General features: G+C 46.9%; 24 protein-coding genes. All 24 read left to right on the forward strand.

The genetic code is table 11. The features are described 5' to 3' along the window. Window positions 1-132 precede the first annotated feature (132 nt). The 24 genes from L1D55_RS05320 to L1D55_RS05435 all read left to right on the forward strand — a co-directional run bounded on the left by L1D55_RS05320 (window position 133) and on the right by L1D55_RS05435 (window position 25,503). The gene (locus tag L1D55_RS05320) at window positions 133-1,173 is read left to right on the forward strand and encodes an ATP-binding protein (RefSeq protein WP_004739832.1); all 1,041 of its coding nucleotides are present in this window, start codon (window positions 133-135) and stop codon (window positions 1,171-1,173) included. A gap of 33 nt (window positions 1,174-1,206) precedes the next feature. Then, on the forward strand, window positions 1,207-2,616 hold the full coding sequence (locus L1D55_RS05325) for a sigma-54 dependent transcriptional regulator (protein WP_004739834.1): 1,410 nt from the start codon (window positions 1,207-1,209) through the stop codon (window positions 2,614-2,616). 133 nt (window positions 2,617-2,749) lie between these two features. After that, on the forward strand, window positions 2,750-3,061 hold the full coding sequence (fliE, locus tag L1D55_RS05330; RefSeq protein ID WP_061033698.1) for a flagellar hook-basal body complex protein FliE: 312 nt from the start codon (window positions 2,750-2,752) through the stop codon (window positions 3,059-3,061). Between the two features lie 16 nt (window positions 3,062-3,077). After that, entirely contained in the window at window positions 3,078-4,820 is a 1,743-nt protein-coding gene (gene fliF, locus L1D55_RS05335; protein ID WP_128161639.1) for a flagellar basal-body MS-ring/collar protein FliF, read from the forward strand. Continuing rightward, on the forward strand, window positions 4,813-5,874 hold the full coding sequence (gene fliG / locus L1D55_RS05340; RefSeq protein ID WP_004739838.1) for a flagellar motor switch protein FliG: 1,062 nt from the start codon (window positions 4,813-4,815) through the stop codon (window positions 5,872-5,874). Before fliF ends, fliG begins: the two co-directional genes overlap by 8 nt. A 125-nt stretch (window positions 5,875-5,999) precedes the next feature. Then, window positions 6,000-6,800 (forward strand): flagellar assembly protein FliH, encoded by an 801-nt coding sequence (fliH, locus tag L1D55_RS05345; RefSeq protein WP_239916737.1) that lies wholly within the window; start codon window positions 6,000-6,002, stop codon window positions 6,798-6,800. After that, on the forward strand, window positions 6,800-8,119 hold the full coding sequence (gene fliI / locus L1D55_RS05350) for a flagellar protein export ATPase FliI (protein ID WP_061033695.1): 1,320 nt from the start codon (window positions 6,800-6,802) through the stop codon (window positions 8,117-8,119). Before fliH ends, fliI begins: the two co-directional genes overlap by 1 nt. Before the next feature lie 19 nt (window positions 8,120-8,138). Continuing rightward, window positions 8,139-8,576, forward strand: a complete 438-nt coding sequence (gene fliJ, locus L1D55_RS05355; protein WP_008218280.1) for a flagellar export protein FliJ — start codon at window positions 8,139-8,141, stop codon at window positions 8,574-8,576. 180 nt (window positions 8,577-8,756) lie between these two features. Then, window positions 8,757-10,907, forward strand: a complete 2,151-nt coding sequence (locus L1D55_RS05360) for a flagellar hook-length control protein FliK (RefSeq protein ID WP_239916738.1) — start codon at window positions 8,757-8,759, stop codon at window positions 10,905-10,907. Between the two features lie 73 nt (window positions 10,908-10,980). Beyond that, the gene (gene fliL / locus L1D55_RS05365; RefSeq protein WP_004739848.1) at window positions 10,981-11,469 is read left to right on the forward strand and encodes a flagellar basal body-associated protein FliL; all 489 of its coding nucleotides are present in this window, start codon (window positions 10,981-10,983) and stop codon (window positions 11,467-11,469) included. 7 nt (window positions 11,470-11,476) lie between these two features. Next, complete coding sequence (gene fliM / locus L1D55_RS05370) at window positions 11,477-12,520, forward strand: flagellar motor switch protein FliM (protein WP_004739850.1); 1,044 nt, start codon at window positions 11,477-11,479, stop codon at window positions 12,518-12,520. Between the two features lie 29 nt (window positions 12,521-12,549). Next, on the forward strand, window positions 12,550-12,960 hold the full coding sequence (gene fliN, locus L1D55_RS05375) for a flagellar motor switch protein FliN (RefSeq protein WP_004739851.1): 411 nt from the start codon (window positions 12,550-12,552) through the stop codon (window positions 12,958-12,960). Beyond that, a complete protein-coding gene (gene fliO / locus L1D55_RS05380) occupies window positions 12,960-13,400 on the forward strand; it encodes a flagellar biosynthetic protein FliO (RefSeq protein ID WP_008218293.1) in 441 nt (146 codons plus the stop codon). The genes fliN and fliO overlap by 1 nt, the downstream gene beginning before the upstream one ends. Then, a complete protein-coding gene (fliP, locus tag L1D55_RS05385; RefSeq protein WP_239916742.1) occupies window positions 13,387-14,316 on the forward strand; it encodes a flagellar type III secretion system pore protein FliP in 930 nt (309 codons plus the stop codon). The genes fliO and fliP overlap by 14 nt, the downstream gene beginning before the upstream one ends. Window positions 14,317-14,328: 12 nt before the next feature. Further along, a complete protein-coding gene (gene fliQ / locus L1D55_RS05390) occupies window positions 14,329-14,598 on the forward strand; it encodes a flagellar biosynthesis protein FliQ (RefSeq protein ID WP_004739854.1) in 270 nt (89 codons plus the stop codon). 6 nt (window positions 14,599-14,604) lie between these two features. Continuing rightward, a complete protein-coding gene (gene fliR / locus L1D55_RS05395) occupies window positions 14,605-15,387 on the forward strand; it encodes a flagellar biosynthetic protein FliR (protein ID WP_239916743.1) in 783 nt (260 codons plus the stop codon). Between the two features lie 9 nt (window positions 15,388-15,396). Further along, on the forward strand, window positions 15,397-16,527 hold the full coding sequence (flhB, locus tag L1D55_RS05400) for a flagellar biosynthesis protein FlhB (protein WP_008218297.1): 1,131 nt from the start codon (window positions 15,397-15,399) through the stop codon (window positions 16,525-16,527). A 254-nt stretch (window positions 16,528-16,781) separates the two neighbouring features. Further along, the gene (flhA, locus tag L1D55_RS05405) at window positions 16,782-18,881 is read left to right on the forward strand and encodes a flagellar biosynthesis protein FlhA (RefSeq protein ID WP_239916744.1); all 2,100 of its coding nucleotides are present in this window, start codon (window positions 16,782-16,784) and stop codon (window positions 18,879-18,881) included. A 27-nt stretch (window positions 18,882-18,908) separates the two neighbouring features. Then, window positions 18,909-20,420 (forward strand): flagellar biosynthesis protein FlhF, encoded by a 1,512-nt coding sequence (gene flhF / locus L1D55_RS05410; protein ID WP_239916745.1) that lies wholly within the window; start codon window positions 18,909-18,911, stop codon window positions 20,418-20,420. Window positions 20,421-20,433: 13 nt separating this feature from the next. Then, entirely contained in the window at window positions 20,434-21,321 is an 888-nt protein-coding gene (locus L1D55_RS05415) for a MinD/ParA family protein (RefSeq protein ID WP_008218303.1), read from the forward strand. Then, window positions 21,314-22,048, forward strand: coding sequence for an RNA polymerase sigma factor FliA (locus L1D55_RS05420; RefSeq protein ID WP_004739861.1), 735 nt, complete (start codon window positions 21,314-21,316; stop codon window positions 22,046-22,048). Before L1D55_RS05415 ends, L1D55_RS05420 begins: the two co-directional genes overlap by 8 nt. A 43-nt stretch (window positions 22,049-22,091) precedes the next feature. Further along, window positions 22,092-22,460, forward strand: coding sequence for a chemotaxis response regulator CheY (gene cheY, locus L1D55_RS05425; RefSeq protein ID WP_008218307.1), 369 nt, complete (start codon window positions 22,092-22,094; stop codon window positions 22,458-22,460). A 112-nt stretch (window positions 22,461-22,572) separates the two neighbouring features. After that, window positions 22,573-23,304 carry a protein phosphatase CheZ gene (locus tag L1D55_RS05430; protein WP_171368380.1) on the forward strand — a complete coding sequence of 244 codons (732 nt, stop codon included), beginning with the start codon at window positions 22,573-22,575 and terminating at the stop codon, window positions 23,302-23,304. 9 nt (window positions 23,305-23,313) lie between these two features. Beyond that, window positions 23,314-25,503 carry a chemotaxis protein CheA gene (locus L1D55_RS05435; protein ID WP_239916747.1) on the forward strand — a complete coding sequence of 730 codons (2,190 nt, stop codon included), beginning with the start codon at window positions 23,314-23,316 and terminating at the stop codon, window positions 25,501-25,503. Window positions 25,504-25,507: the final 4 nt, after the last annotated feature.

Consider the following 25,507-nt stretch of genomic DNA (forward strand, 5'->3'; position numbering starts at 1 on the left):
TTCACTTTAGCTAAGCGATAAGATAAACCATAGTCGAGTTGTTGCTTGCTTAACTATGTGATAAATATAGCAAATAGCCTGACTCGTTTTCTGCGTGTCAGGCTGTTTTAGTATTTGAGGCAAATTTTTGACATGCACGTATCTAACGAACCAGAAAATCAATCACACCTAGATTCTGTTGAACAACAGGTCGAGCGTTACAAGCAAGTGCTCGATGTTATGCCTGCTGGTGTCATCTTGTTAGATACCCATGGTGAAGTGAGAGAAGCAAACCCTGAAGCACACCGCATTCTTGGCGTCGAGTTAGTTGGAGAGAAGTGGTTTTCTGTTATCCAAAGTGCTTTTGATCCCAAAGACGATGATGGTCATGAGATCTCATTAAAGAATGGTCGAAAGGTACGTTTGGCGATTTCTGCTTCCACCACAGGTCAGCTGATTTTGATTACCGATCTGACCGAGACGCGTTTGCTGCAATCACGGGTTAGTGATCTTCAGCGTCTGTCGTCATTAGGCAGAATGGTGGCATCACTTGCTCATCAGGTTCGTACACCGCTTTCTAGTGCGATGTTGTATGCGTCAAACCTTGCCGCACCGAATCTACCACCGGCAACAAAGACACGTTTTCAATCTAAGCTTATGGATAGACTTCATGACTTAGAGAAGCAAGTTAATGACATGCTGTTGTTTGCTAAAGGCGGCGATAACAAGGTGGTGAAACCTTTTACTGTGGCTGAATTGATCACAGAATTTCAGCCAATGGTAGAAGCGGCGTTGAAATCGAACCAAATCGATTACTGCCAAGAAGTGGAAGGCGAACAGACTCAAATGTTCGGCAATGCCAACGCGATTGCCTCTGCTTTAAGTAATCTGGTTTTGAACGCGGTTCAAATTGCCGGCAAAGAATCACAGATAGATGTGTTCTTTAGGCCGGTAAACGGTGAGCTTAAGATATCAGTACAAGACAGTGGTCCCGGCGTACCAAAAGAGCTTCAAGGTAAAATTATGGAACCATTCTTTACCACTCGCTCGCAAGGTACAGGCTTAGGCTTGGCGGTTGTACAAATGGTATGTCGAGCACATGAAGGTCGATTGGAATTGATATCAGAAGAGGGCGACGGCGCATGCTTTACTATGTGTTTGCCGCTAGAAAGAAGCGCTTCTACTGAAGACTAATAAGTTTTAACTGAATTTACACTGGAGAATCCTATGGCTCAAAGCAAAGTGTTAATCGTCGAAGATGATGAAGGTCTACGCGAGGCCCTTGTCGATACACTCGCGCTTGCTGGCTATGAATGGCTAGAAGCAGATTGCGCAGAAGATGCTCTGGTCAAACTAAAATCGAACTCCGTTGATATCGTTGTCTCTGATGTTCAGATGGCAGGCATGGGCGGCTTAGCACTGTTAAGAAACATCAAGCAACATTGGCCGAATCTCCCTGTATTGTTGATGACAGCATATGCCAACATCGAAGACGCCGTTGCTGCAATGAAAGAGGGCGCTATCGATTACATGGCAAAGCCATTTGCGCCGGAAGTACTGCTAAATATGGTGAGCCGTTACGCTCCCGTGAAATCGGACGACAATGGTGATGCTATCGTTGCCGATGAAAAAAGTATCAAGCTGATGATGCTGGCTGATAAAGTGGCTAAAACGGACGCCAATGTTATGGTTCTTGGCCCAAGTGGTTCAGGTAAAGAGGTGATGTCGCGTTACATCCATAACGCCTCGAATCGTAAAGATGGTCCGTTCGTCGCGATTAACTGTGCGGCAATTCCTGACAATATGTTGGAAGCGACTTTGTTTGGTTATGAGAAAGGCGCATTTACTGGCGCTATTCAGGCGTGTCCAGGCAAGTTTGAACAAGCTCAGGGCGGTACTATTTTACTGGATGAGATCAGTGAAATGGACCTTGGCCTACAAGCTAAGCTACTGCGTGTGCTGCAAGAGCGTGAAGTTGAACGTTTAGGTAGCCGTAAGAGCATTAAACTCGATGTTCGTGTACTCGCGACCAGTAACCGAGACCTCAAGCAGTATGTGTCTGAAGGTAATTTCCGTGAAGATTTGTACTACCGTCTGAATGTTTTCCCAATTTCTTGGCCTCCACTGTGTGAGCGTAAAGGTGATATTGAGCCTTTGGCGAAGCACTTGGTTGAGCGCCACTGTACCAAACTTGGCATGCCAGTTCCGGTCATGTCAGCTCAAGCGATCAGCAAACTCGTCAATTATCCGTGGCCGGGCAATGTCCGTGAGCTTGATAATGTCGTGCAGCGTGCCTTGATTCTGAGCGAAGAAGAAAAAATTTCTGGTGAGCATATCCTGCTTGAAGGGGTAGATTGGCAAGACGCTAGTGGCCTACAACAGATTGTTGAAGGTAGTGACGTGGCAACGCCAGATATCAAGCCTATTGCAGAAGCAAACCCGATCAATAAAATCGCTTCAAGCAGTGAAGGGCTGGGGAATGAGCTTAGAGATCAAGAGTATGCGATCATCCTCGAAACTTTGATTGCATGTAATGGCCGACGTAAAGATATGGCTGAGAAACTAGGTATTAGCCCTCGCACATTGCGCTATAAGTTAGCAAAAATGCGCGATGCTGGAATAGATATCCCAAACTAAGCACAGATTAGTAGTGTCAGCTTTCTGACTAGTGTAATACGATATCTAGTCGTTTTTAGGTATGGCACGCTAATTGCTCTGTCAATAATACAGCAAAATAGATAGTCATAATTTTGACTCCTTGAGGTAGTAAATGAGAATAGATGGTTTACAAGGCGAAATGCAGGCAATGATGGTTGAAGCTGCGAGCGCGCGTCCTGCTGCGACAGGACAAACGGTCGGTGCAGACTTCGGCAACATGCTGACGCAAGCCATCAACAATGTGAACTCATTGCAAAAGACCTCAGGGGATCTTCAAACTCGTTTTGATAGCGGTGACCAAAGTGTGTCGCTGTCTGATGTGATGATTGCTCGTAATAAATCTAGTGTGGCCTTTGAAGCGACAATCCAAATTAGAAATAAGTTGGTTGAGTCGTACAAAGAGCTGATGAATATGCCGGTATAAGTTGGGTAGTTAAGTAGTGGCAGATAATAGTCAAACAACAGATTTAACCGTGAGCGATGGTAACGACCACGCACTCATTGCGGGTGCTGAGCTGGACGGAGAAGGGCAAAATCCCGATCTAGGTGAACGTAGTTCATCTAAATTTGATATGGCCGTAGGTGACCTCGATTTACTTCGACAGGTTGTCTTAGTGCTGTCTATCTCAATCTGTGTCGCGCTTATTGTGATGCTGTTTTTCTGGGTTAAAGAGCCAGAAATGCGTCCATTAGGGGCTTACGAAACAGAAGAACTGATCCCAGTTCTTGACTACTTAGATCAGCAAAAGATCGAATATTCACTTGAAGGCAACACAATCTCGGTGCCTGCGAGTGAGTACAACTCTCTGAAGCTTAATATGGTTCGCGCTGGTTTGAACCAAGAGCGAAACGCAGGTGACGACATCCTCATGCAAGACATGGGCTTTGGTGTATCACAACGTTTAGAGCAAGAGCGCCTTAAATTAAGTCGTGAAAGACAGCTTGCGAAGGCCATTGAACAGATGAAACAGGTGCGTAAAGCGCAGGTTTTATTAGCATTACCGAAGCAAAGTGTTTTTGTACGCCACAATCAAGAAGCCTCTGCTTCTGTATTCCTGACCCTCAAAACTGGTACTAACCTCAAGCAACAAGAAATTGACTCTGTTGTGGACATGGTCGCGAGTGCCGTTCCGGGAATGAAAACCTCACGAATTACTGTGACTGATCAACATGGTCGACTGCTGAGCTCTGGTTCTCAAGACCCAATGTCTGCGGCGCGCCGTAAAGAACACGAGTTGGAGCGCAACCAAGAGCAAGCACTGCGTGAGAAAATTGACTCTATCTTGATTCCTATCCTTGGTTTTGGAAACTACACGGCGCAGGTTGATATTCAGCTCGACTTTAGTGCGGTAGAGCAAACCAGAAAACGCTTTGATCCGAACACGCCGGCAACGCGAAGCGAATACACCTTAGAAGATTACAATAACGGTAATACTGTCGCTGGTATTCCTGGTGCGCTGAGTAACCAACCTCCATCAGATGCGTCTATCCCTCAAGATGTCGCTCAGATGAAAGATGGCGCGATGACTGGTCAGGGCTCGGTTCATAAAGAAGCAACGCGAAACTTCGAATTAGACACCACCATCAGCCACGAACGTAAACAGACTGGTACGGTGAACCGTCAAACAGTATCGGTAGCGATTAAAGACCGTCAATCCATCAACCCAGATACGGGTGAAGTGGTGCACACGCCAATCCCAGCTAGCGAAATCAACGCGATTCGCCAAGTGCTGATTGGTACGGTCGGTTTTGATGAAAGCCGCGGTGACTTATTGAATGTATTAAGCATGCAGTTCGCACCACAAATCACAGATGTGGTTCCTGATGTGCCAATCTGGGAGCACCCTAACTTTAATGATTGGGTACGTTGGTTTGCGAGCGCGTTGGTTATTATTGTTGTGGTATTAGTTCTTGTTCGCCCTGCGATGAAGAAACTGCTTAACCCAGCCGCAGACAATGATGACCAGATGTACGGCCCAGACGGCATGCCAATTGGTGCCGATGGCGAGACCAGCCTAATTGGTGGTGACATTGAAGGCGGCGAGCTGTTTGAATTTGGTTCAAGCATTGACTTACCGAACCTTCATAAAGATGAAGACGTGCTGAAAGCAGTACGTGCACTTGTAGCGAATGAACCAGAGCTAGCAGCTCAAGTAGTTAAGAATTGGATGGCAGATGGCTAACGAAATTGTTCCACAACAAGCTGAAGGCGGTGAAGTGCTTGATGTCTCAAGTGTGGATATCGGCTCTATCTCAGGCGATGAACGCGCTGCGATCTTATTGCTAAGTTTGAATGAAGAAGACGCGGCAGGCATTATTCGCCACCTAGAACCTAAGCAGGTTCAACGTGTGGGTAGTGCAATGGCGCGAGCTACGGATCTATCTCAGGAGAAAGTAGGCGCAGTGCACCGTGCTTTCTTAGATGATATTCAGAAGTACACCAACATCGGTATGGGCAGTGAAGACTTCATGCGTAATGCACTGGTGGCTGCTCTGGGTGAAGACAAGGCCAACAATCTTGTTGACCAAATCCTTCTGGGAACTGGCTCAAAAGGCTTGGATTCTCTTAAGTGGATGGATCCTCGTCAGGTGGCAAGTATCATCATTAACGAGCACCCGCAGATTCAAACCATCGTGTTGTCTTACTTAGAAGCCGATCAGTCTGCTGAGATACTGTCTCAGTTCCCTGAACGTGTACGTTTAGATTTGATGATGCGTATTGCTAACCTTGAAGAAGTTCAACCTTCGGCGCTTGCTGAGCTGAATGAAATCATGGAGAAACAGTTCGCAGGTCAAGCAGGTGCTCAAGCGGCCAAAATTGGCGGCCTGAAGGCAGCGGCAGAGATCATGAACTATATGGACAACAACGTAGAAGGTGTCTTGATGGATCAAATCCGCGATCAAGACGAAGACATGGCAACGCAGATTCAAGATCTTATGTTTGTCTTTGAAAACCTCATTGAAGTGGATGACCAAGGTGTTCAGAAACTGCTACGTGACGTTCCACAAGACGTTCTACAGAAAGCACTTAAAGGTGCCGACGAAGGCCTGCGTGAGAAGATCTTCAAGAACATGTCTAAACGTGCTGCCGATATGATGAGAGACGATATTGAGGCGATGCCGCCAGTGAAAGTCTCTGACGTAGAAGCGGCTCAGAAAGAGATTTTGGGTATTGCGAGGAAGATGGCAGACAGTGGCGAGATTATGCTGTCTGGTGGCGCCGACGAGTTCCTTTAATACAGAAACCTCAAAAGCCCCACACCGTTGGGGCTTTTCTTTATCCAACCTCGAACCACAGATTAATTACAGTTTAACTGCCTGAATTTATAAGCAGTTGGGCTCACTCAGAAATAGGTACTGATATGTCAGGTGATAGAAAACGCGGCTTCCTTCGCCCTGAAGAAGATAATACGGTTGCCCAACCTCAGAAATGGGGGCTGCCTGATTACACCTCTGATGTGAGTAAACAAGCCAAAGAAACGGCATTTAACTACGACCCGGGTTGGATGCCAACGGTTGAAGAAGCGATCGAAGAAGAAGAGCTTATTCTGACCGAAGAACAAATCGAGCTGATCAAGCAAGGCGCGTATCAAGAAGGCCTGCATCAAGGTCAGGAAGCTGGCTTCAAGCAAGGTTACGAAAAAGGTAAAGAAGAAGGTTTTGCCGCGGGCCATGCTGAAGGTAATGAAGCTGGTAAGCTCGAAGGTGTCACTGCTGGTCAAGAGTACATTCAACAACAAGTCGCTATCTTTATGGGGCTCGCAAACCAGTTTGCTCAACCTTTAGAGCTGATGAATGCTCAGGTTGAAAAGCAGCTGGTGGACATGGTGCTGACCATGGTTAAAGAGGTGGTACACGTTGAACTTCAGACCAATCCGCAAATCATCCTAGATACCGTCAAAGAGTCAGTCGAATCGCTGCCGATTTCTGGTCACGCTATTACCTTGAAGCTTAACCCGGAAGACGTCACCATCATTCGCTCTGCGTATGGGGATACTGAACTGGATTGCCGCAATTGGACATTAGTTTCAGAGCCAGCACTTAACCGTGGCGATGTACAAATTGAAGCGGGTGAATCGAGCGTGAATTATCGAATGGAAGAGCGTGTGAAGAACGTTATCCAGAGCTTCTGTGGTGCTAATCGTCATCAAGGTCATGCGTAATGCTTGAGTTAGCAAATCGTCTCAGCCAATACAAAGTCGAAGGGCTAAAATCACGTCCCGTTGCTTCTGGTAAGTTGGTGCGGGTAGTCGGACTAACCCTTGAAGCAACTGGCTGTAAAGCGCCGATTGGTAGCCTGTGTTTAGTTGAAACCATGTCTGGTCAGATGGAAGCTGAAGTCGTTGGCTTCTCTGGTGATAACCTGTTTCTGATGCCGAGTGAACAAATCACAGGGATCTTACCCGGTGCTCGCGTCACTCCCATGACTTCTGAAAGCGGTATTCCGGTGGGTATGGAACTGCTTGGCCGCGTTATCGACGGTGTGGGTAACCCACTGGATGGGCTTGGTCCTATCTATACTGAGCAACGCGCATCATTCAGTGCCGAACCAATTAACCCTCTGGCACGTAAGCCGATCTCTGAACCACTTGATGTTGGCTTGAAAGCGATTAATGGCTTGCTGACGGTAGGTAAAGGGCAACGTATCGGTCTGTTCGCAGGTTCTGGTGTTGGTAAATCCGTAACACTAGGCATGATGACTCGAGGTACCACAGCGCAAGTGGTTGTGGTGGGCTTAATCGGTGAGCGTGGACGCGAAGTAAAAGAGTTTATTGAAGAGATTCTTGGTGAAGATGGCCGTAAGCGATCTGTTGTTGTCGCAGCGCCTGCCGATTCATCACCATTGATGCGATTAAAAGGCTGTCAAACGGCGCTGACGGTGGCGGAATACTTCCGTGACCAAGGCTTAGATGTTCTGCTCCTGATGGACTCACTGACCCGTTTTGCACAGGCTCAGCGTGAAATCGCACTATCTGTTGGTGAACCGCCGGCAACTAAAGGTTATCCGCCATCAGTATTTGCTAAGTTACCAGCGCTGGTTGAACGTGCGGGTAACGGTAATGATGAGCAAGGCTCGATCACGGCCTTTTTTACCGTATTAACCGAAGGCGATGATCTACAAGATCCAATCGCCGATGCCTCACGAGCGATCCTCGATGGCCACGTTGTGTTGTCGCGTGAAATGGCAGATGCGGGTCATTATCCTGCGATTGACGTTGAGAAGTCCGTCAGCCGTGTAATGCCTCAAATCACCACCGAAGAACATGTTTTGATGTCGAAAGCCGTAAGACAAGTGCTTTCTATCTGTCGCAAGAACCAAGACTTGGTGTCGATTGGTGCTTACAAGCCGGGTACTGACCCTGCGATTGATAGCGCCTTCACCTTGAAGCCGAAGTTAGATGAGTACTTGCAGCAGAAGATGAAAGAAACAGTGCCATACGACATGTGCGTCAACATGTTGAAACATGTACTGGGTGGCTAACAGGTGATTAAGGTTAGTCATGGATAACGCATTAGAGTTTCTTCTCGACCAAGCAAAAGATCAAGAAAACCAAGCGGTATTAGCGCTTAACAAAGCGAATGCGGAGCTGCAAGGTTACTACGAACAGGTCGCACAGATTGAAAAGTATCGACTGGATTATTGCCAGCAACTTGTCGATAGAGGCAAGGCAGGGCTAACAGCCAGTCAATATGGGCATTTGAATCGCTTCTTAACTCAATTGGACGAAACGCTTTCTAAACAACGAGAAGCGGAGCATCACTTTAAAAACCAGGTCGATAACTGCCAGAACTACTGGATGGAACTGCGTAAAAAACGTAAGTCCTACGAGTGGTTGATGGAGAAGAAGCAGAAAGAAAAAGCCAAACTGCAGGATCAAAGAGAACAAAAGCAGATGGATGAGTTTTCAACTTTGCTCTACAGCCGAAAGAAGATGTGATCCTGAGCCACGAATCTTACTGGCGCTGTTCAGATGGTGATCAGCTGAGGTTTCTAGGCATGTTTCTTGCTCTGATTTATATAAAATTGCGCCTTGTGCCTGCCAAAGGTATGAAAAGCATCCGACTTTCTTTTTGTTACCTGTTTAGGGTGGCAAAGCTAGTAGATAGAGCTTGTATATATGAACGTTAGTCCTTCTTCAAATTCAGCGACCAACACAACGTCTTCGTTGTTGGATACCGGTTCTGCCGCTTCAAAGGTGGAGGAAAGCGGTGACTCAAAAGGTTTCTTTGAATCTTTCAAAGAAGCGCTCGGCTTTGAAGAAAGTGGTAGCAAAGCAACGGAAAAAGAAGCAGACAGCACTATAAAATCTGATGCTAAACAAGCCTCTACGGAAAATGAAGCTTCAGATGAAGCAAAGAAAACGAATTCAACAGCTGAGACTGCGGATGAGTCAAGCCAAGCACAAAGTAAGCAAGTGGCTTCAGACGTTGAGGGTGATCAAGCCACAGATAAAACTCCTGTAGAGGCTGTCTCTAGCTCAGAGTCGCAACTTAAAGCGAATTCAGCCGATGATACAGCTACCGCTAACAAGACGGGTGAGAAAGATGAGTTGCCTAACAACAACGGCTCGAAGGAACAGACAGCTCAACCGCAAGGTCAGCCTTCATCAGCGGTAAACGAACCGACTCAAGCATCGCAAGCGGCGGCTGCGATGAATGAGGGAAACAAGTTATTAGGTCAGTTGGATGAGGCAAATAAAACGCTGAATCAGACATCGAACGGCAAAGCCTTGCCACAGCAGTCTCAGTTAGAACCGTTTCAGGTCGAGCAAGCTCAAGGTAATACTCCAGAAGCTTCTGTTGCAGGCTTCGCAGTAGCAGGTGAAGTGGGTAAGCAACTACAGCAAACCAACTCAGCGAATCAAGGTAACGCGCTAGAAGTGGACTCTGAAATAGCTGTGTTGACTGGCGGAAAAGGCGTTTCGCAACTGACAGATGATGAAATTCGCCAGTTGATGGATAAAGGCGTTACTCCAGAGCAGATTGAAGCAAGCATGAGCCGAGAGCTCAGCCAGAAAAATGCGGCACAAGCAGAAGTTGCAGGGCAAAGCCAAGCCCTGTCTCCAGCCGATATTGAGTTGGCAAAACAGGTAGATGCACACACCAAAGCGCTCAATCAACTGAACGCTCAGATTGAGTCAAAACAGTCTGTTGTTGATGGTCTACTGCAGAAGCAGCAAAGTGGCGCAAGTTTGACAACAGATGAACAAGCGATGCTGGCTAAAACGACCGCTGAGTTAGACGTTTTGGATAAACAACTCGTAAACGTTCAGCAACAAGCAACGGCTTTATTGAGCGAAGCTCCGGGCGCAAACAATGCCTCTGCTGAGCCTGTTGCGATTGATTGGGATAATACAGATTCAAATGAAGCCAAAGCTTTAGCAGCGGCAGCTTCAACAGCAGCGGTTGCGACAGCTGCGCAGCAAACTACGGCACAAGCTGCAGCGCAATCTGCAAGTAATGCGGCTACCACTCATGCAGCGACGGATAAAGCAGCAATGTCGCATGCTAATAATACGCATGTAGCCCAACAGGCAGCTGCTCAACAAGCTAATGTCACAGCACAACAGCCACAAGCTGCGTTGGATCCGGCGTTAACCGCGCAAGGTGTGGCGCTGAATGCAGCACCTGCCGCGACAAAAGCGGGTTCAACAGATATGTTACTTAAGGCCGGTGCTGGTGCAGCTGCTCTTTCCGGTCTTGGCAAAGCCGGTGCTAAGGAAGATTCGAAAGACACCACATTTGCTCAGCAGATCGCTTCTGCGGCTGGCGTGCAAGGTGCAGCGAACGCAGGTTCGGCACCAACACGAGCCGAGATTCAAGCCGCTCAACAGGTACCGTTGCAGCTGACTAAAGAGCTAGCAAACGAACAGGTCGCTGAAAAAGTACAAATGATGATGTCTAAAAACCTTAAGAACTTAGACATTCGACTCGATCCACCAGAGCTGGGTCAGATGAAGATCCGCATGACCATGAATAATGACGTGGCGAACGTGCATTTTACGGTGAACAGCCAACAGGCGAGGGATGTGATTGAACAAACCTTACCTCGATTGAGGGAGATGCTTGCACAACAGGGTATGCAGCTTGCCGATTCATCCGTTCAACAGCAAAGTTCAGGTCAGGGGCAAGACAGATACAACAGTGGTGAGCAACAATCAGGCTCTAACCGCACAAATGATACCCAAGGTGATGAAAACCTTGATAGTGGCAGCAATCTTGAATTGAATGTCGCATCAAAGCGTGATGGAATTAGTTATTATGCCTAATATCAGGCTGAGCACATTTAGTTAATAGACAGAACCGTCAGTTAATCGAAAGAACAGGAAGTTAGAGTAAAGTATGGCAGAAGTACAAGATGCACCTAAAGGAAAGAGTAAGCTCCTTATTATCATTATAGCGGTCGTTGTCTTACTGCTTGGTATCGGTGGTGCGCTGTTCTTTTTCTTAGGCTCCGATGATAGTGCCTCAGAATCTCAGTCTCAGCCAGCCACAGCTGTGGTTGCAGCAGAGCCTGTTATGTATGTGAACATCCCTCAGCCCTTCTTGTTCAATGTAACTGGTGATAAAAAAGATCGCCTAGTTCAGATAAAAGCACAGCTGATGGTGCGTGGTAGCAAAAATGAAGACCTAGCACGTTACCACTCTCCACTAGTAGAGAGCACACTGCTCGCAACGTTCGCTTCGGCAACGGTTGACCAACTTCGCTCACCAACAGGGCGAGTGGAACTGCGTGATAAAGCGACAGAAGATATTAAAGCAAGTCTGGCTCAAGCTGTTGGCCAGCCTGTGATTGAAAAAGTGTTATTCACTGACTTCGTAATTCAATAGGTAATTTGTGACCGATTTATTAAGCCAAGACGAAATTGATGCGCTATTACACGGCGTTGATGATGTTGAAGAAGTTGAAGATGTCTTAGAGACCGACAATGACAGTGCGGTCAATTTTGACTTCTCCTCTCAAGATCGAATCGTCCGTGGTCGAATGCCGACCCTTGAACTTATTAACGAGCGCTTCGCACGTCATATGCGAATTAGCTTATTTAATATGTTGCGTAAAACGGCTGAAGTGTCGATCAACGGCGTACAGATGATGAAATTTGGTGAATACCAAAACACCCTGTACGTACCAACCAGTTTAAACATGGTGCGTTTTCGTCCCCTTAAAGGTACGGCGCTGATCACCATGGAAGCACGTCTTGTTTTTATCCTTGTAGAAAACTTCTTTGGTGGCGATGGGCGATTCCACGCCAAGATTGAAGGCCGTGAATTTACGCCGACGGAAAGACGTATTATCCAGCTTCTGCTGAAGATTGTATTTGAAGATTACAAAGAAGCTTGGTCACCAGTAATGGGGGTTGAGTTTGAATACTTGGATTCTGAAGTGAACCCGAGTATGGCGAACATTGTGAGTCCAACCGAAGTTATCGTTGTGAGCTCATTCCATATTGAAGTGGATGGCGGCGGTGGTGACTTCCACGTAGTCATGCCTTACTCGATGGTTGAGCCGATCCGTGAACTGCTTGATGCGGGTGTTCAATCAGACAAAATGGAAACCGATGTTCGTTGGAGCACAGCACTGCGTGATGAAATCATGGACGTGCCTGTTAACTTCCGCGTTAACCTTCTAGAGCAAGATATCTCACTACGTGACTTAATGGAGCTGCGCCCTGGTGATGTCATCCCGATGAACATGCCTGAGCACGCGACCATGTTCGTAGAAGAGTTACCGACCTACCGTGTAAAGATGGGACGCTCGGGTGAAAAACTCGCGGTACAGATTTCTGAAAAAATTCAAAGACCTCATGTGGTCAAAACTGATCTCGCTTTCCTAGGTAAAGACTTAATGTCTGAACTAGAAAATAGCGATGATAACGAATAGCAAAATAGATAAAAGTATAGGAATTGGTAATGGAACCTAGTGAAGATCAAAAGCTAGCAGACGAATGGGCTGCAGCACTTGGTGAAGACCCTTCTGCACCGTCAATTGATGTTGACGATGTGCTTGCGGCACCACTTGATGAGCTAACTGATTCATCGTCTCCGATTTCTGAAGACGAGCGCCGTAAGCTGGATACCATCATGGATATCCCTGTCACCATTTCTATGGAAGTTGGCCGCTCTCAGATCAGTATCCGCAACCTTCTGCAATTGAACCAAGGTTCGGTTGTAGAGTTAGACCGTATTGCTGGTGAGTCACTGGATGTGATGGTTAATGGTACTCTGATTGCTCACGGTGAAGTGGTTGTGGTGAACGACAAATTTGGTATTCGTTTGACCGACGTAATTAGCCAAACAGAACGTATTAAGAAGCTACGTTAATGCGCTTATCGTCTCTAAGGTTGACGAGTTTACCTCAAGGGCTGAAGAGCTTATCTCGAGCAATAGTTGGAGTAGGGCTGTTTGCTATTCCTTCTGTTGCCTTTGCAGCAACGCCACCTTCTCTTGATTTAGCGACCACTTTTGGGTCGCTAATTTTCGTTATAGCCTTCATTTTATTTATTGCTTGGTTGCTTAAGCGCATGCAAGTGCCAGCGATGTCCAATCAACAAGGTTTGGCGATTGTTAGGCAAATCCCTGTGGGCACAAAAGAGCGTATCGCTATTGTGCAAGCGGGCGATGAACAGTTCTTAGTGGGCATTACCACTCAATCTATTCAGCTGATCTCTAAGCTTGATAAACCTCTTACTCAGGAGATGCTGGAAAAAAGTACATTCTCAAGTCAGCTTTCCCAGCTCATGAAAAAAGATGCAAACAAATAACGGACTTTTGAACTCATCTTACTTTTACCAAGCCGGAGCTTTCCGAGCGGTGAAAGTGCTGCTGGTTCAGCTCACTCTTCTCTGTACCCTTTTGTTTAGTGTGTCGGTATTTGCACAGGCTGAAGACGGCACTGTTATTCCCACCAACACCGCGGGCTCAGAGTCGGTCACCATCAGCACGATGGAACAAGACCAAGCCAAATCGACCACTATGACCACCGGCAGCTTGACGGGCAGCGGGGGCGGCATTCCTGCTTTCACCATGACGACCAATGCTAACGGTGGTGAAGACTACTCGATCAACCTGCAAATTCTTGCGTTGATGACCATGCTTGGCTTCTTGCCGGCAATGGTTATTTTGATGACTTCATTCACCCGTATTGTCGTGGTGATGTCCATCCTGCGTCAGGCAATGGGTTTGCAACAAACGCCATCGAACCAAGTCATCATTGGTATCGCAATATTCTTGACCTTCTTCATCATGTCACCGGTAATCAATCAGGTGAATGAGCAGGCGGTCCAACCCTATTTGAATGAGCAGATAACCGCACGACAAGCATTTGATGTTGCCCAAGGGCCTATCAAATTATTCATGCTCAAGCAGACTCGAATTAAAGATCTGGAGACCTTTGTTGAAATTTCTGGGGCGGAAGTGACCAATCCTGAAGATGTTTCAATGGCAGTGTTGATTCCTGCGTTTATCACCTCTGAACTCAAAACCGCGTTCCAGATTGGCTTTATGCTGTTCTTGCCGTTTTTGATTATCGACTTGGTGGTGGCGTCGGTATTGATGGCGATGGGTATGATGATGTTGTCACCAATGATCGTATCGCTGCCGTTTAAGTTGATGCTGTTCGTTCTTGTTGATGGTTGGAACCTGATACTCTCCACACTCGCCGGCAGTTTTGCCTTGTAGCTGGGGGACATCATGAATCCTGAAATATTCGTAGAGTTGTTCCGAGACGCGCTTTGGATGGTGCTAATCATGGTTTGCGCCATCATTATTCCCAGCTTGCTGATCGGCTTGGTCGTAGCTATCTTCCAAGCAGCGACCTCGATCAACGAACAAACATTGAGTTTCCTGCCACGTTTGATCGTGACCTTATTAGCCTTGATGCTGTTTGCGCACTGGATGACTCAGATGATGATGGAGTTCTTTTTTGAACTCATCGAACGTTTACCTCAAGTTCTGTATTAAACCGATATGGAATACCCAACGAGCCTTGTACTAGAGTGGTTAGCCAATTATTTTTGGCCTTACACTCGCATCTCAGCCATGCTGATGGTGATGACGGTCACCGGTGCACGGTTTGTGTCGCCGCGTATTCGTCTGTATTTAGGTTTGGCAATCACCTTCGCAGTGATGCCTGCGATTCCCGCGGTTCCAAAAGATATTGAACTGCTCTCTTTCCAAGGCTTCCTAACTGTCTTTGAGCAAATTGTGATTGGTGTGGCGATGGGTTTTGTCACTCAGTTCATGATCCAAACTTTTGTAATGCTCGGTCAAATCCTTGGTATGCAATCGAGCTTGGGTTTCGCCTCTATGGTCGACCCAGCAAATGGACAGAACACGCCTGTATTGGGTCAGCTCTTCATGCTACTTGCGACTATGTTCTTCTTGGCGACCGATGGTCACTTGAAAATGTTGCAGCTGGTAGTATTCAGTTTTAAAACTCTGCCGATTGGCAGTGGCTCTCTGACCTCGGTCGATTTTCGAGAGCTGGCATTATGGCTCGGCATCATGTTCAAAGCGGCATTGGCGATGTCGCTATCGGGAATTATCGCATTGCTGACGATAAACCTGTCATTCGGTGTAATGACACGTGCCGCGCCTCAGCTAAATATCTTTTCTTTGGGTTTTGCATTTGCGCTACTCGTGGGTCTGTTACTTTGTTGGTACATCCTTGGCGGCTTGTATAGTCACTATGAGCTATTTTGGATGCAAGGCGAGCAACAGATATGTCGTCTAATCCGGTTAGATTGCTAGGAGACAGAAATGGCAGAGTCAGACGGTCAAGAACGCACAGAAGACGCCACGCCCAGACGCTTGCAACAGGCCAAAGAGAAAGGGCAGGTTGCAAGGTCAAAAGAGCTGGCGTCAGCATCGGTATTAATTGTCGGTGCCGTTGCACTAATGTGGTTTGGTGAATCGATGGCGAAGGCGCTGTTCGAGGCCATGCAACGCCTGTTTTCTTTAAGCCGCGATGAAATCTTTGATACCAACAAGCTTCTTGAAATCGCAGGTGGCGCATTGGTGAACTTGCTGTTTCCGCTGTTCTTAATTCTGATCACCTTGTTTATTGCGGCTGTTATTGGCGCAGCAGGGGTTGGCGGGATTAACTTCTCGATGCAAGCTGCGATGCCAAAGGCGTCTAAGCTTAATCCACTCAGTGGTATCAAGCGTATGTTTGGCCTGCAAAGCTGGGTTGAACTGATTAAATCGATTTTGAAAGTGGCGCTGGTATCGGGAATGGCGGTTTATCTGATTCAGGCCTCTCAACATGACTTAATGCAGCTGAGCATGGATGTTTATCCGCAGAATATCTTTCACGCCTTGGATATCTTGCTTAACTTTATTCTCTTGATCAGTTGTTCTCTGCTAATTGTGGTGGCCATCGATATTCCATTCCAGATCTGGCAACACGCCGATCAATTGAAGATGACCAAGCAAGAAGTGAAAGACGAATTCAAAGACACTGAGGGTAAGCCTGAAGTGAAAGGTCGAATTCGTATGTTGCAAAGAGAAGCCGCTCAGCGTCGTATGATGGCTGATGTTCCTCAAGCGGACGTGATTGTCACCAACCCGGAACACTTCTCGGTGGCTTTGCGCTATAAGCAGAATCAAGATAAAGCGCCAATTGTGGTTGCGAAGGGTGTTGATCACATGGCGATGAAGATCCGTGAAATCGCTCGAGAGCATGATATCTATATTGTTCCTGCACCACCGTTGGCGAGGGCGCTTTATCACACCACTGAGCTCGAACAACAAATTCCTGACGGTCTGTTTACCGCCGTCGCTCAAGTGCTTGCATATGTGTTCCAGCTAAAACAGTATCGAAAACGTGGTGGTGAGAGGCCAAAACTGCAAGATTCTAATATGCCGATCCCACCTGATTTACGCCATTAGATCAATTGCTTGAGCTCAGCCTTATGAAGCTTGATAATAGAGGCATTAATTAGCTTCTGTTTGCCATCAAAGCGCTGATAAATTGACGTTCGATATTGGTACAGTGTTTGCTATATCAATCCCGAACATTATAAGCCGGTCATGGTAAACCTGATCACTATAAACCTTGTTGCTAATAACGTTGGCAACATAGCTTAGCCCTGAGCCCGACTTGTTGGCGAGAGGCGACAAACATAGCGAAACTATCTAGATTTATGAAATTCTCCCTGCCTTTTGCGGACAAGCTACCAAAAATCCCTAACCGTGCCATGCCTGCAATTGGTGCACCTGTTATGGTACTTGCCACGCTGGCGATGGTGGTGTTGCCGATTCCTGCGTTCTTGCTGGATATGTTCTTCACCTTCAACATCGCACTCGCTATGGTTGTGCTGCTGGTTTCCGTATATACACGAAGACCTTTAGATTTCGCCGCTTTCCCGACCGTTCTTCTGATTGCGACTTTGCTTCGATTGGCGTTGAACGTTGCATCTACTCGTGTGGTTCTACTGCACGGTCACGAAGGTGGCGATGCGGCGGGTAACGTGATTGAAGCCTTCGGTAACGTGGTTATCGGTGGTAACTACGCGGTTGGTTTAGTGGTGTTTTTGATCTTAATGATCATCAACTTCATGGTTGTTACCAAAGGTGCAGGCCGTATCTCGGAAGTAAGTGCGCGTTTCACCTTGGATGCATTACCGGGTAAACAAATGGCAATCGATGCCGATTTGAATGCGGGTTTGATCGACCAAGAACAGGCGCGTCTGCGACGTTTTGAAGTTACCAAAGAGGCCGACTTCTACGGTTCGATGGATGGTGCTTCGAAGTTCGTTAAAGGTGATGCGATAGCGGGTATTTTGATCCTGTTCATCAACATCATTGGTGGCTTGAGCATAGGTATGGCTCAATTTGATTTAGGTTTCGGTGAAGCTATCGAGATCTACACGCTACTGACTATCGGTGATGGTCTGGTTGCACAAATTCCATCTCTATTACTGTCTATCGCTGCAGCGATGATGGTAACGCGTCAAAATACCGATGAAGACATGGGCCAACAGCTCATCTTCCAGATGTTCGACAATCCAAAAGCCTTGATGATCACAGCGGCGATTCTCGGTGTGATGGGTATTGTTCCGGGCATGCCACACTTCTCGTTCTTGAGCCTCGCTGCCATTGCTGGGGGGTCGGCTTATTACATCGATAAGAAACAGAAGAAGAAGGCATTGGAGCCGAACCTCCCTGCAGCTGTTGAAGCCAGTGGCGAGACAGGTTCGCAACAAGAGCTCTCTTGGGATGACGTTCAACCTGTTGATATTATTGGCCTAGAAGTGGGCTATCGCTTGATTCCTCTGGTAGATAGAGATCAAGGCGGGGAACTACTAGAGCGCGTTAAAGGTGTGCGTAAGAAGTTGTCTCAAGATTTCGGCTTCTTGATCCCGGCGGTACACATACGTGACAACTTAGAACTGACACCAAACAGCTACCGAATCACCTTAATGGGTGTTGCGGTAGGTGAGGCTGAGATAAAGCCGGATATGGAACTCGCGATTAACCCGGGCCAAGTGTATGGAATGATCGACGGTGAGCCGACTATCGATCCAGCGTTTGGTTTAGAAGCGGTATGGATTCGTGAGGAGCAACGTGAACATGCTCAGGCTCTCGGCTACACCGTAGTTGATTCGTCGACCGTGTTAGCAACCCACCTCAGCCAGCTGCTTACTAACAATGCATCGCAGCTCATTGGACACGAAGAGGTTCAGAACCTACTTGAGATGCTTAGCCGCTCAACTCCTAAGTTGGTTGAAGGCTTTGTACCGGATCAACTGCAGCTTGGTGTGGTCGTGAAAGTGCTACAAAATCTGCTTAATGAAGCGATCCCAATCCGTGATATCCGAACTATAGTCCAAACTTTGTCGGAGTACTCGAGCAAGAGTCAAGAACCTGACATATTAACGGCGGCAGTTCGTATCTCATTGAAACGACTAATTGTTCAGGAAATCAATGGGATAGAGCCAGAGTTACCTGTAATAACCCTAATTCCTGAGCTGGAACAAATCTTGCATCAAACCATGCAGGCATCCGGCGGAGAATCTGCTGGTATTGAACCTGGTTTAGCGGAACGTTTACAGACCTCTCTTAGCCAAGCGACTCAAGAGCAAGAGCTAAAAGGGGAGCCTGCAGTGCTACTGACTTCAGGCGTGTTACGTTCGACTCTAGCTAAGTTCGTGAAGAACACGATCCCAAGCTTGAGAGTGCTGTCTTACCAAGAAATACCGGATGAAAAGCAGATACGTATAGTACAAGCTGTTGGTAATTAAGCCGCCTAATTAGAACGGACGATCGAATTGAAAATTAAACGATTTTTTGCAAAAGACATGCGAACTGCTCTGCTCCAAGTGAAAGAAGAACTTGGTTCGGACGCTGTGATCATGTCTAACAAAAAGGTCGCAGGTGGCGTGGAAATTGTTGCCGCTATTGATGGCGAATCTAGCCCGTCAACAGCGAGCCCAAGACTCAACAAACCTCAGCAGCCTGCGCATAGCCAATACACGCAAATGGCCGCTCCTTCAGCTCCGGCAGGACGTCGCGAATTAGATGATGACAAGGTAAGCCTTCAGTCAAATTCTGAAGGTGGACGCTCAATGACTAAGCGCTTTGCAAACATGCTTAAGCAATACAGTCATAGTACGGACGATGAACCTCAGCACCGCGCTGAAAACGAAGACTCTCTTTCTGCGTTACTTAATCGCCAACCTAGTAATAGCCACTTGTCGCACAACAGCCAGCCATCGAGCGGTAGTCTAGATTCAGCATTTGCTCGCGAAACCGGTCTTTCTAAATTGATTGCTGAAGATCGCCGAGTTGAGCGCCCAGCGCCTCGCTTGGATCCGACTCGCTATGATCGCGGTCGTGACAGTGGTCAATCCAAAGGCTCTGATACTGAAATGGAAACGATGCGCGAAGAGATGACCTCAATTCGCCGTCTGTTAGAGCATCAAGTGTCAGGACTGATGTGGCAAGAAGTTGAGCGTCGCGAACCGCTGAGAGCCATGCTTATCAAGCGTCTTGAACGTATGGGCGTGTCAGCAGAGCTTGCTGATCAGATGGCTTGTTACATTCCAGAAGATACCAAACCAGCTCGTGCATGGAAGGCGTTGTTAGCCTTGGTTGCTGACCAGATCTCCGTGACACAGAAAGATATTTTAAAACGCGGCGGAATTGTGGCTCTACTTGGCCCAACCGGCGTGGGTAAAACGACGACGGTTGCAAAGCTTGCGGCTCGCGCTGCCATGGAATATGGCGCAGACAACGTAGCACTTGTGACAACAGATACATATCGCATAGGTGCACATGAGCAGTTATCGATTTATGGTCGAATTATGGGTTGTCCTGTAAGAGTTGCTAAAGATTCTAGCGAACTGGCCGATGTAATATATCAGTTACGTAATCGTCGCCTGATTCTGGTCGATACTGCAGGTATGGGACAACGAGATGTTCGCCTATCTGAGCAGTTAGACACATTGATGCAAGAGAGTGGTTCCGTTATCAATAGCTACCTTGTTTTGCCAGCTACAGCGCAACGCAAAGTACTACAAGAAACAATTGAACACTTTAGAAGAATCCCGTTGTCGGGATGCATCATGACTAAATTGGATGAATCCCTCAGTCTTGGTGAATTCATCAGTGTCGTAATACAAAATGCATTACCAGTTGCTTACATAGCAAATGGTCAACGAGTTCCTGAAGATATCGTTATAGCTCAACCAAAGTACATGATTGCTAAGGCAAATGAGCTGTTAGAGAAATCTACAGAGAATGAACCTCATTACTGGAATAGCGATTCTGAAGGGCTCTAGGCGGCGGATAAATATGAATGAAAATATGATACACGATCAAGCTAGCGGCCTCCGTCGCTTAACCAAGCCTTCAATCACCAAAGTTATTGCGGTAACGGGCGGTAAAGGTGGCGTTGGTAAATCTAATGTGACGTTAGGTATGGCTATTTGTATGGCGCGCCAAGGTAAAAAAGTCATGGTGCTTGATGCCGACTTAGGCCTTGCAAACGTCGATATCATGCTGGGTATTCGCTCTAAGCGAAACCTTGGACATGTGTTAGCGGGTGAGTGTGAACTCAAAGATGCGATTGTTGAAGGTCCGCACGGAATTAAAATTATTCCAGCGACTTCAGGCACTCAGAGCATGACAGAGCTATCGCACGCACAACACGCTGGTTTGATTCGCGCATTTGGTACACTCGAAGACGAAATGGACATCTTGCTAGTAGATACCGCGGCTGGTATCTCGGACATGGTGATCAGTTTCTCAAGAGCGGCGCAAGATGTAGTGGTCGTGGTATGTGACGAACCTACCTCAATCACAGATGCATATGCGTTGATTAAGCTTTTGAGCAGAGAGCACCAAGTTCAGCGATTTAAAGTTGTCGCAAATATGGTCAGAAGCTACCGCGAAGGCCGAGAATTATTTGCAAAATTGACTTTGGTCACAGAGCGCTTCTTGAATGTGAGCCTCGAACTCGTAGCATGTATTCCTTTAGATGATAAAGTACGTCAATCAGTCAAGAGACAGAAAATCGTAGTCGACGCGTTTCCTCGCTCTCCAGCTGCGTTGGCAATCAGCTCATTGGCAAATAAAGCATTGACCTGGCCAATACCAAAAACACCAAGTGGACACTTGGAGTTCTTTGTTGAAAGGCTGCTGAACCGTACTGAATTTGTAGAGGAACCATTTGGTGAATAAAGCGCTTACCTACGACCAACACGCTAATCACAATAGCCAACAGGCTTTTTTTGAGAAGTACTCTGTGTTGGTTAAACGTATCGCTCATCACTTGTTGGGGCGATTACCGCCTAATGTATTGGTTGATGACTTGATTCAAGCTGGCATGATCGGCTTGATTGAAGCGCAACAAAACTATGATGGTACCAAAGGCGCAAGCTTTGAGACGTATGCCGGTATTCGAATCCGTGGCGCAATGTTGGATGACATTCGCCGAGGAGATTGGGTGCCGAGATCGGTTCATAAAAACAATCGAGAAATCAGCAGTGCAATTGCGGAATTAGAGAGCACTCTCAACCGCGACCCAAGCGATGCCGAAGTGGCAAAGCACATGGGACTCAGTTTAGAGCAGTATCATAGTGCTTTAACTGATATTAATTGCTCAAGACTGGTCGGGATCGAAGATTTAGGCGTCTCAGATGATGTAATATCTCCGAATGAAGACTCTCAAGATAACGCGCCTTTTCAAGGGGTTGCTGATGAGTCATTCCGCCAAGCTTTGATCGATTCGATAAAACAGCTTCCGGAAAGAGAAGGCTTAGTGCTTTCGCTTTATTACGACGAAGAACTCAATTTAAAAGAGATTGGGGAAGTATTAGGTGTCAGCGAGTCTCGTGTCAGCCAAATATTGAGCCAATCTATGCAGCGTTTACGCACTAAGTTAAGTGCTTGGACACAGAACGACTAACAACACTGATTTTTATTCAGTGGAGGCTAATTTGAACAAAAACATGAAAATTCTCATTGTTGATGATTTTTCAACGATGCGCCGAATTGTTAAAAACCTACTTCGCGACCTAGGCTTCAACAACACACAAGAAGCAGACGATGGCTTGACCGCGTTACCTATGCTGAAAAAAGGCGAATTTGATTTCGTGGTAACTGACTGGAACATGCCGGGCATGCAAGGTATCGACCTGCTAAAACACATTCGTGCAGACGCTGAACTTAAGCACCTTCCAGTGCTAATGATCACGGCAGAAGCGAAGCGTGAGCAGATCATCGAAGCTGCGCAAGCGGGTGTTAATGGTTACATTGTGAAGCCTTTCACTGCCGCAACTCTTAAAGAGAAACTAGATAAGATTTTTGAGCGCTTATAAGCATTAAAAATAACCTGTTTTAGGCGCTTCTAGAGAGACATTAACTTTTTAGTTTCCCGTTTTTCTCAAACGTTGAAGCGTCACAAATATGCGGAGTAAGGCCGAACTCAGGATGATTTCATTAGAACAAGCAAAAAAATTAGTAGAGCTGCTTGAAAACGATGAGCAGCAAGATGCTGATTCTCTTGTTAGAAGCATTTATGAAGACAACTTTAGTCTTCAAGACAATCCAATGCTTCAAGAAATAGGTAGTCTGACTCGCGACCTCCATGACTCTTTGACACAATTCAACTTTGACGAGCGCATTAGCGTTATCGCAAATGATGAAATCCCTGATGCAAGGGATCGCCTTCAGTATGTCATTGATAAAACGGAAGTGGCGGCAAATAAAACGATGGACGCTGTCGATCGCTGTATGCCAATCGCAGACAACCTACACGAGTGTTTACTTCAAGTAAGGCCTCAATGGAATGAACTGATGCATGGCCGCATTGAGCTGGCGCAATTTAAAGCTTTATGTCACCGCATTGATGGATTGCTTGTCCAAGTAGAGGGCGATAGTACCGAACTACGTGGGCAACTGACTGAAATCTTGATGGCTCAGGATTTCCAAGATTTAACTGGGCAGATTATTAGCAAAGTTATTACCTTGGTGAATGAGGTTGAAGGGCGCTTGGTTGAGATTCTCACCGTATTTGGTGCGAATCAGATTGAGCCAACTCCGAAATCAGAGAAGAAAGCATCGATTGCTCCAGAAGGACCAATCATGAATCCAGAAGAGCGCGAAGACGCTGTTGCTTCTCAAGATGAAGTCGACGATTTGTTATCCAGTCTTGGATTTTAAAGGTAACGTATGAGCTACGATTTAGACGAAGATATTCTTCAGGACTTTTTAGTCGAAGCAGGAGAGATCCTTGAGCTTCTATCAGAGCAGCTGGTAGAACTTGAGAATAACCCTGACGACAAAGACCTATTAAATGCTATTTTCCGTGGTTTCCATACAGTAAAAGGTGGTGCTGGTTTCCTAGCATTAACTGAGCTGGTGGATACTTGTCATGGTGCCGAGAATGTGTTCGACATTCTACGCAATGGCCAACGCAGCGTAACATCAGGTTTGATGGATACTATGCTGCAGGCTCTAGATACTGTTAATACACAGTTCCAAGCCGTGCAAGATCAGGAACCTTTAGTACCAGCAGATCAAGCATTATTGGATGAGCTTCACCGTCTCTGTAAACCAGAGTCTGCGGATGAAGTTGCACCGGTAGAAGCGCCTGCACCTGTTATCCCTGAGCCTATCGCTGTTGAACCTGAACCGGTCGTAGAAAGCCCAAGCATCAGTGCCTCTTCAGTAGACGATATCTCTGAAGATGAATTTGAGCGCCTGCTTGATGAACTTCATGGTAAAGGTGGTTCACCAACGTCATCTGCGGCTCCAACACCGCCGCCAGCACCAGCTGCACCACAACCTGTGGTTGATAGTGGTGATATCACTGACGACGAATTCGAAAAGTTATTGGACGAACTGCATGGCGCGGGTAACAGCCCGACAAGTGCGGGTTCGACGCCGCCTCCACCGCCTCCACCGCCAGCTCCTCCTGTTGCTCCAGTTTCGGCGATGTCTGAAGGCGATGACCTGATGACAGACGAAGAGTTTGAGAAGTTACTTGACCAATTACATGGTTCAGGTAACGGTCCATCGGCTGAAGAGCTTGATGCAGCAACTAAGCCAGCAGAAGCGAAACCAGTGGCACCACAAGCTGCACCTAAGCCGCAACCAGCGGCACCAGTAGCAGTTAAAGCTGAACCTACACCAAGTGCACCTGCGAAAGCGGAAGTAAAAGCGCCTGCTAAAAAGCAACAAGCCGAAGCGACCGTTCGTGTTGATACCTCTACGCTGGATACCATTATGAACATGGTTGGCGAATTGGTATTGGTTCGTAACCGATTGGTTAGCCTTGGTTTAAACAGCAACGACGAAGAAATGTCGAAAGCTGTTTCTAACCTAGATGTTGTTACTGCAGACCTACAAGGTGCGGTAATGAAGACTCGTATGCAACCGATCAAGAAAGTATTTGGTCGTTTCCCTCGAGTTGTCCGTGACCTTGCTCGTAGCCTGAAAAAAGACATCGTTCTTGAGATGCGCGGTGAAGAGACGGACCTAGATAAAAACTTAGTAGAAGCACTTGCTGATCCACTGATTCACTTGGTGAGAAACTCAGTTGACCATGGTATTGAAATGCCGGAAGACCGCGTAATGGCGGGTAAATCAAGAACCGGTAAAGTGATTTTGTCTGCCTCTCAAGAGGGTGATCACATTGAACTGGCTATCGTTGATGACGGTGGTGGCATGGACCCTGATAAGCTTCGTGCTATCGCGGTCAAGCGTGGTCTGATGGATGAAGATGCTGCTTCTCGTTTATCAAACAAAGAGTGTTTCAACCTAATTTTCGCACCAGGCTTCTCAAGTAAAGAGCAGATCTCTGATATCTCTGGTCGTGGTGTAGGTATGGACGTTGTGAAAACAGCGATCAACACACTGAATGGCTCAATTGATATCGATTCTGAAATGGGACAAGGCACCAAGATTACGATCAAGGTTCCACTGACACTAGCGATTCTACCTACATTGATGGTTGGTGTTTCTGGTCACCCATTTGCGCTGCCTTTGGCTTCGGTTAACGAAATTTTCCACCTAGATTTAAGTCGCACTAACGTGGTTGATGGCCAGTTGACCATCATCGTTCGCGACAAATCGATTCCACTGTTCTACTTGCAGAACTGGCTTGCACCTAAAGCTGGCGATGTTGAGCTACGTAAAGGACATGGTCATGTGGTTATCGTACAACTAGGTAGCCAGCGTGTTGGTTTTGTTGTTGATACGCTTATCGGTCAGGAAGAAGTGGTTATTAAACCGCTTGATAAACTGTTGCAAGGTACGCCAGGCATGGCAGGTGCAACAATTACAAGTGATGGTCACATTGCATTGATTCTAGATGTGCCTGACTTGTTGAAGCAGTACGCAGCTGCGTCAAGAATTTAATTTA

It is taken from the genome of Vibrio sp. Isolate22 (assembly GCF_022398115.1).
Lineage (GTDB): Bacteria > Pseudomonadota > Gammaproteobacteria > Enterobacterales > Vibrionaceae > Vibrio.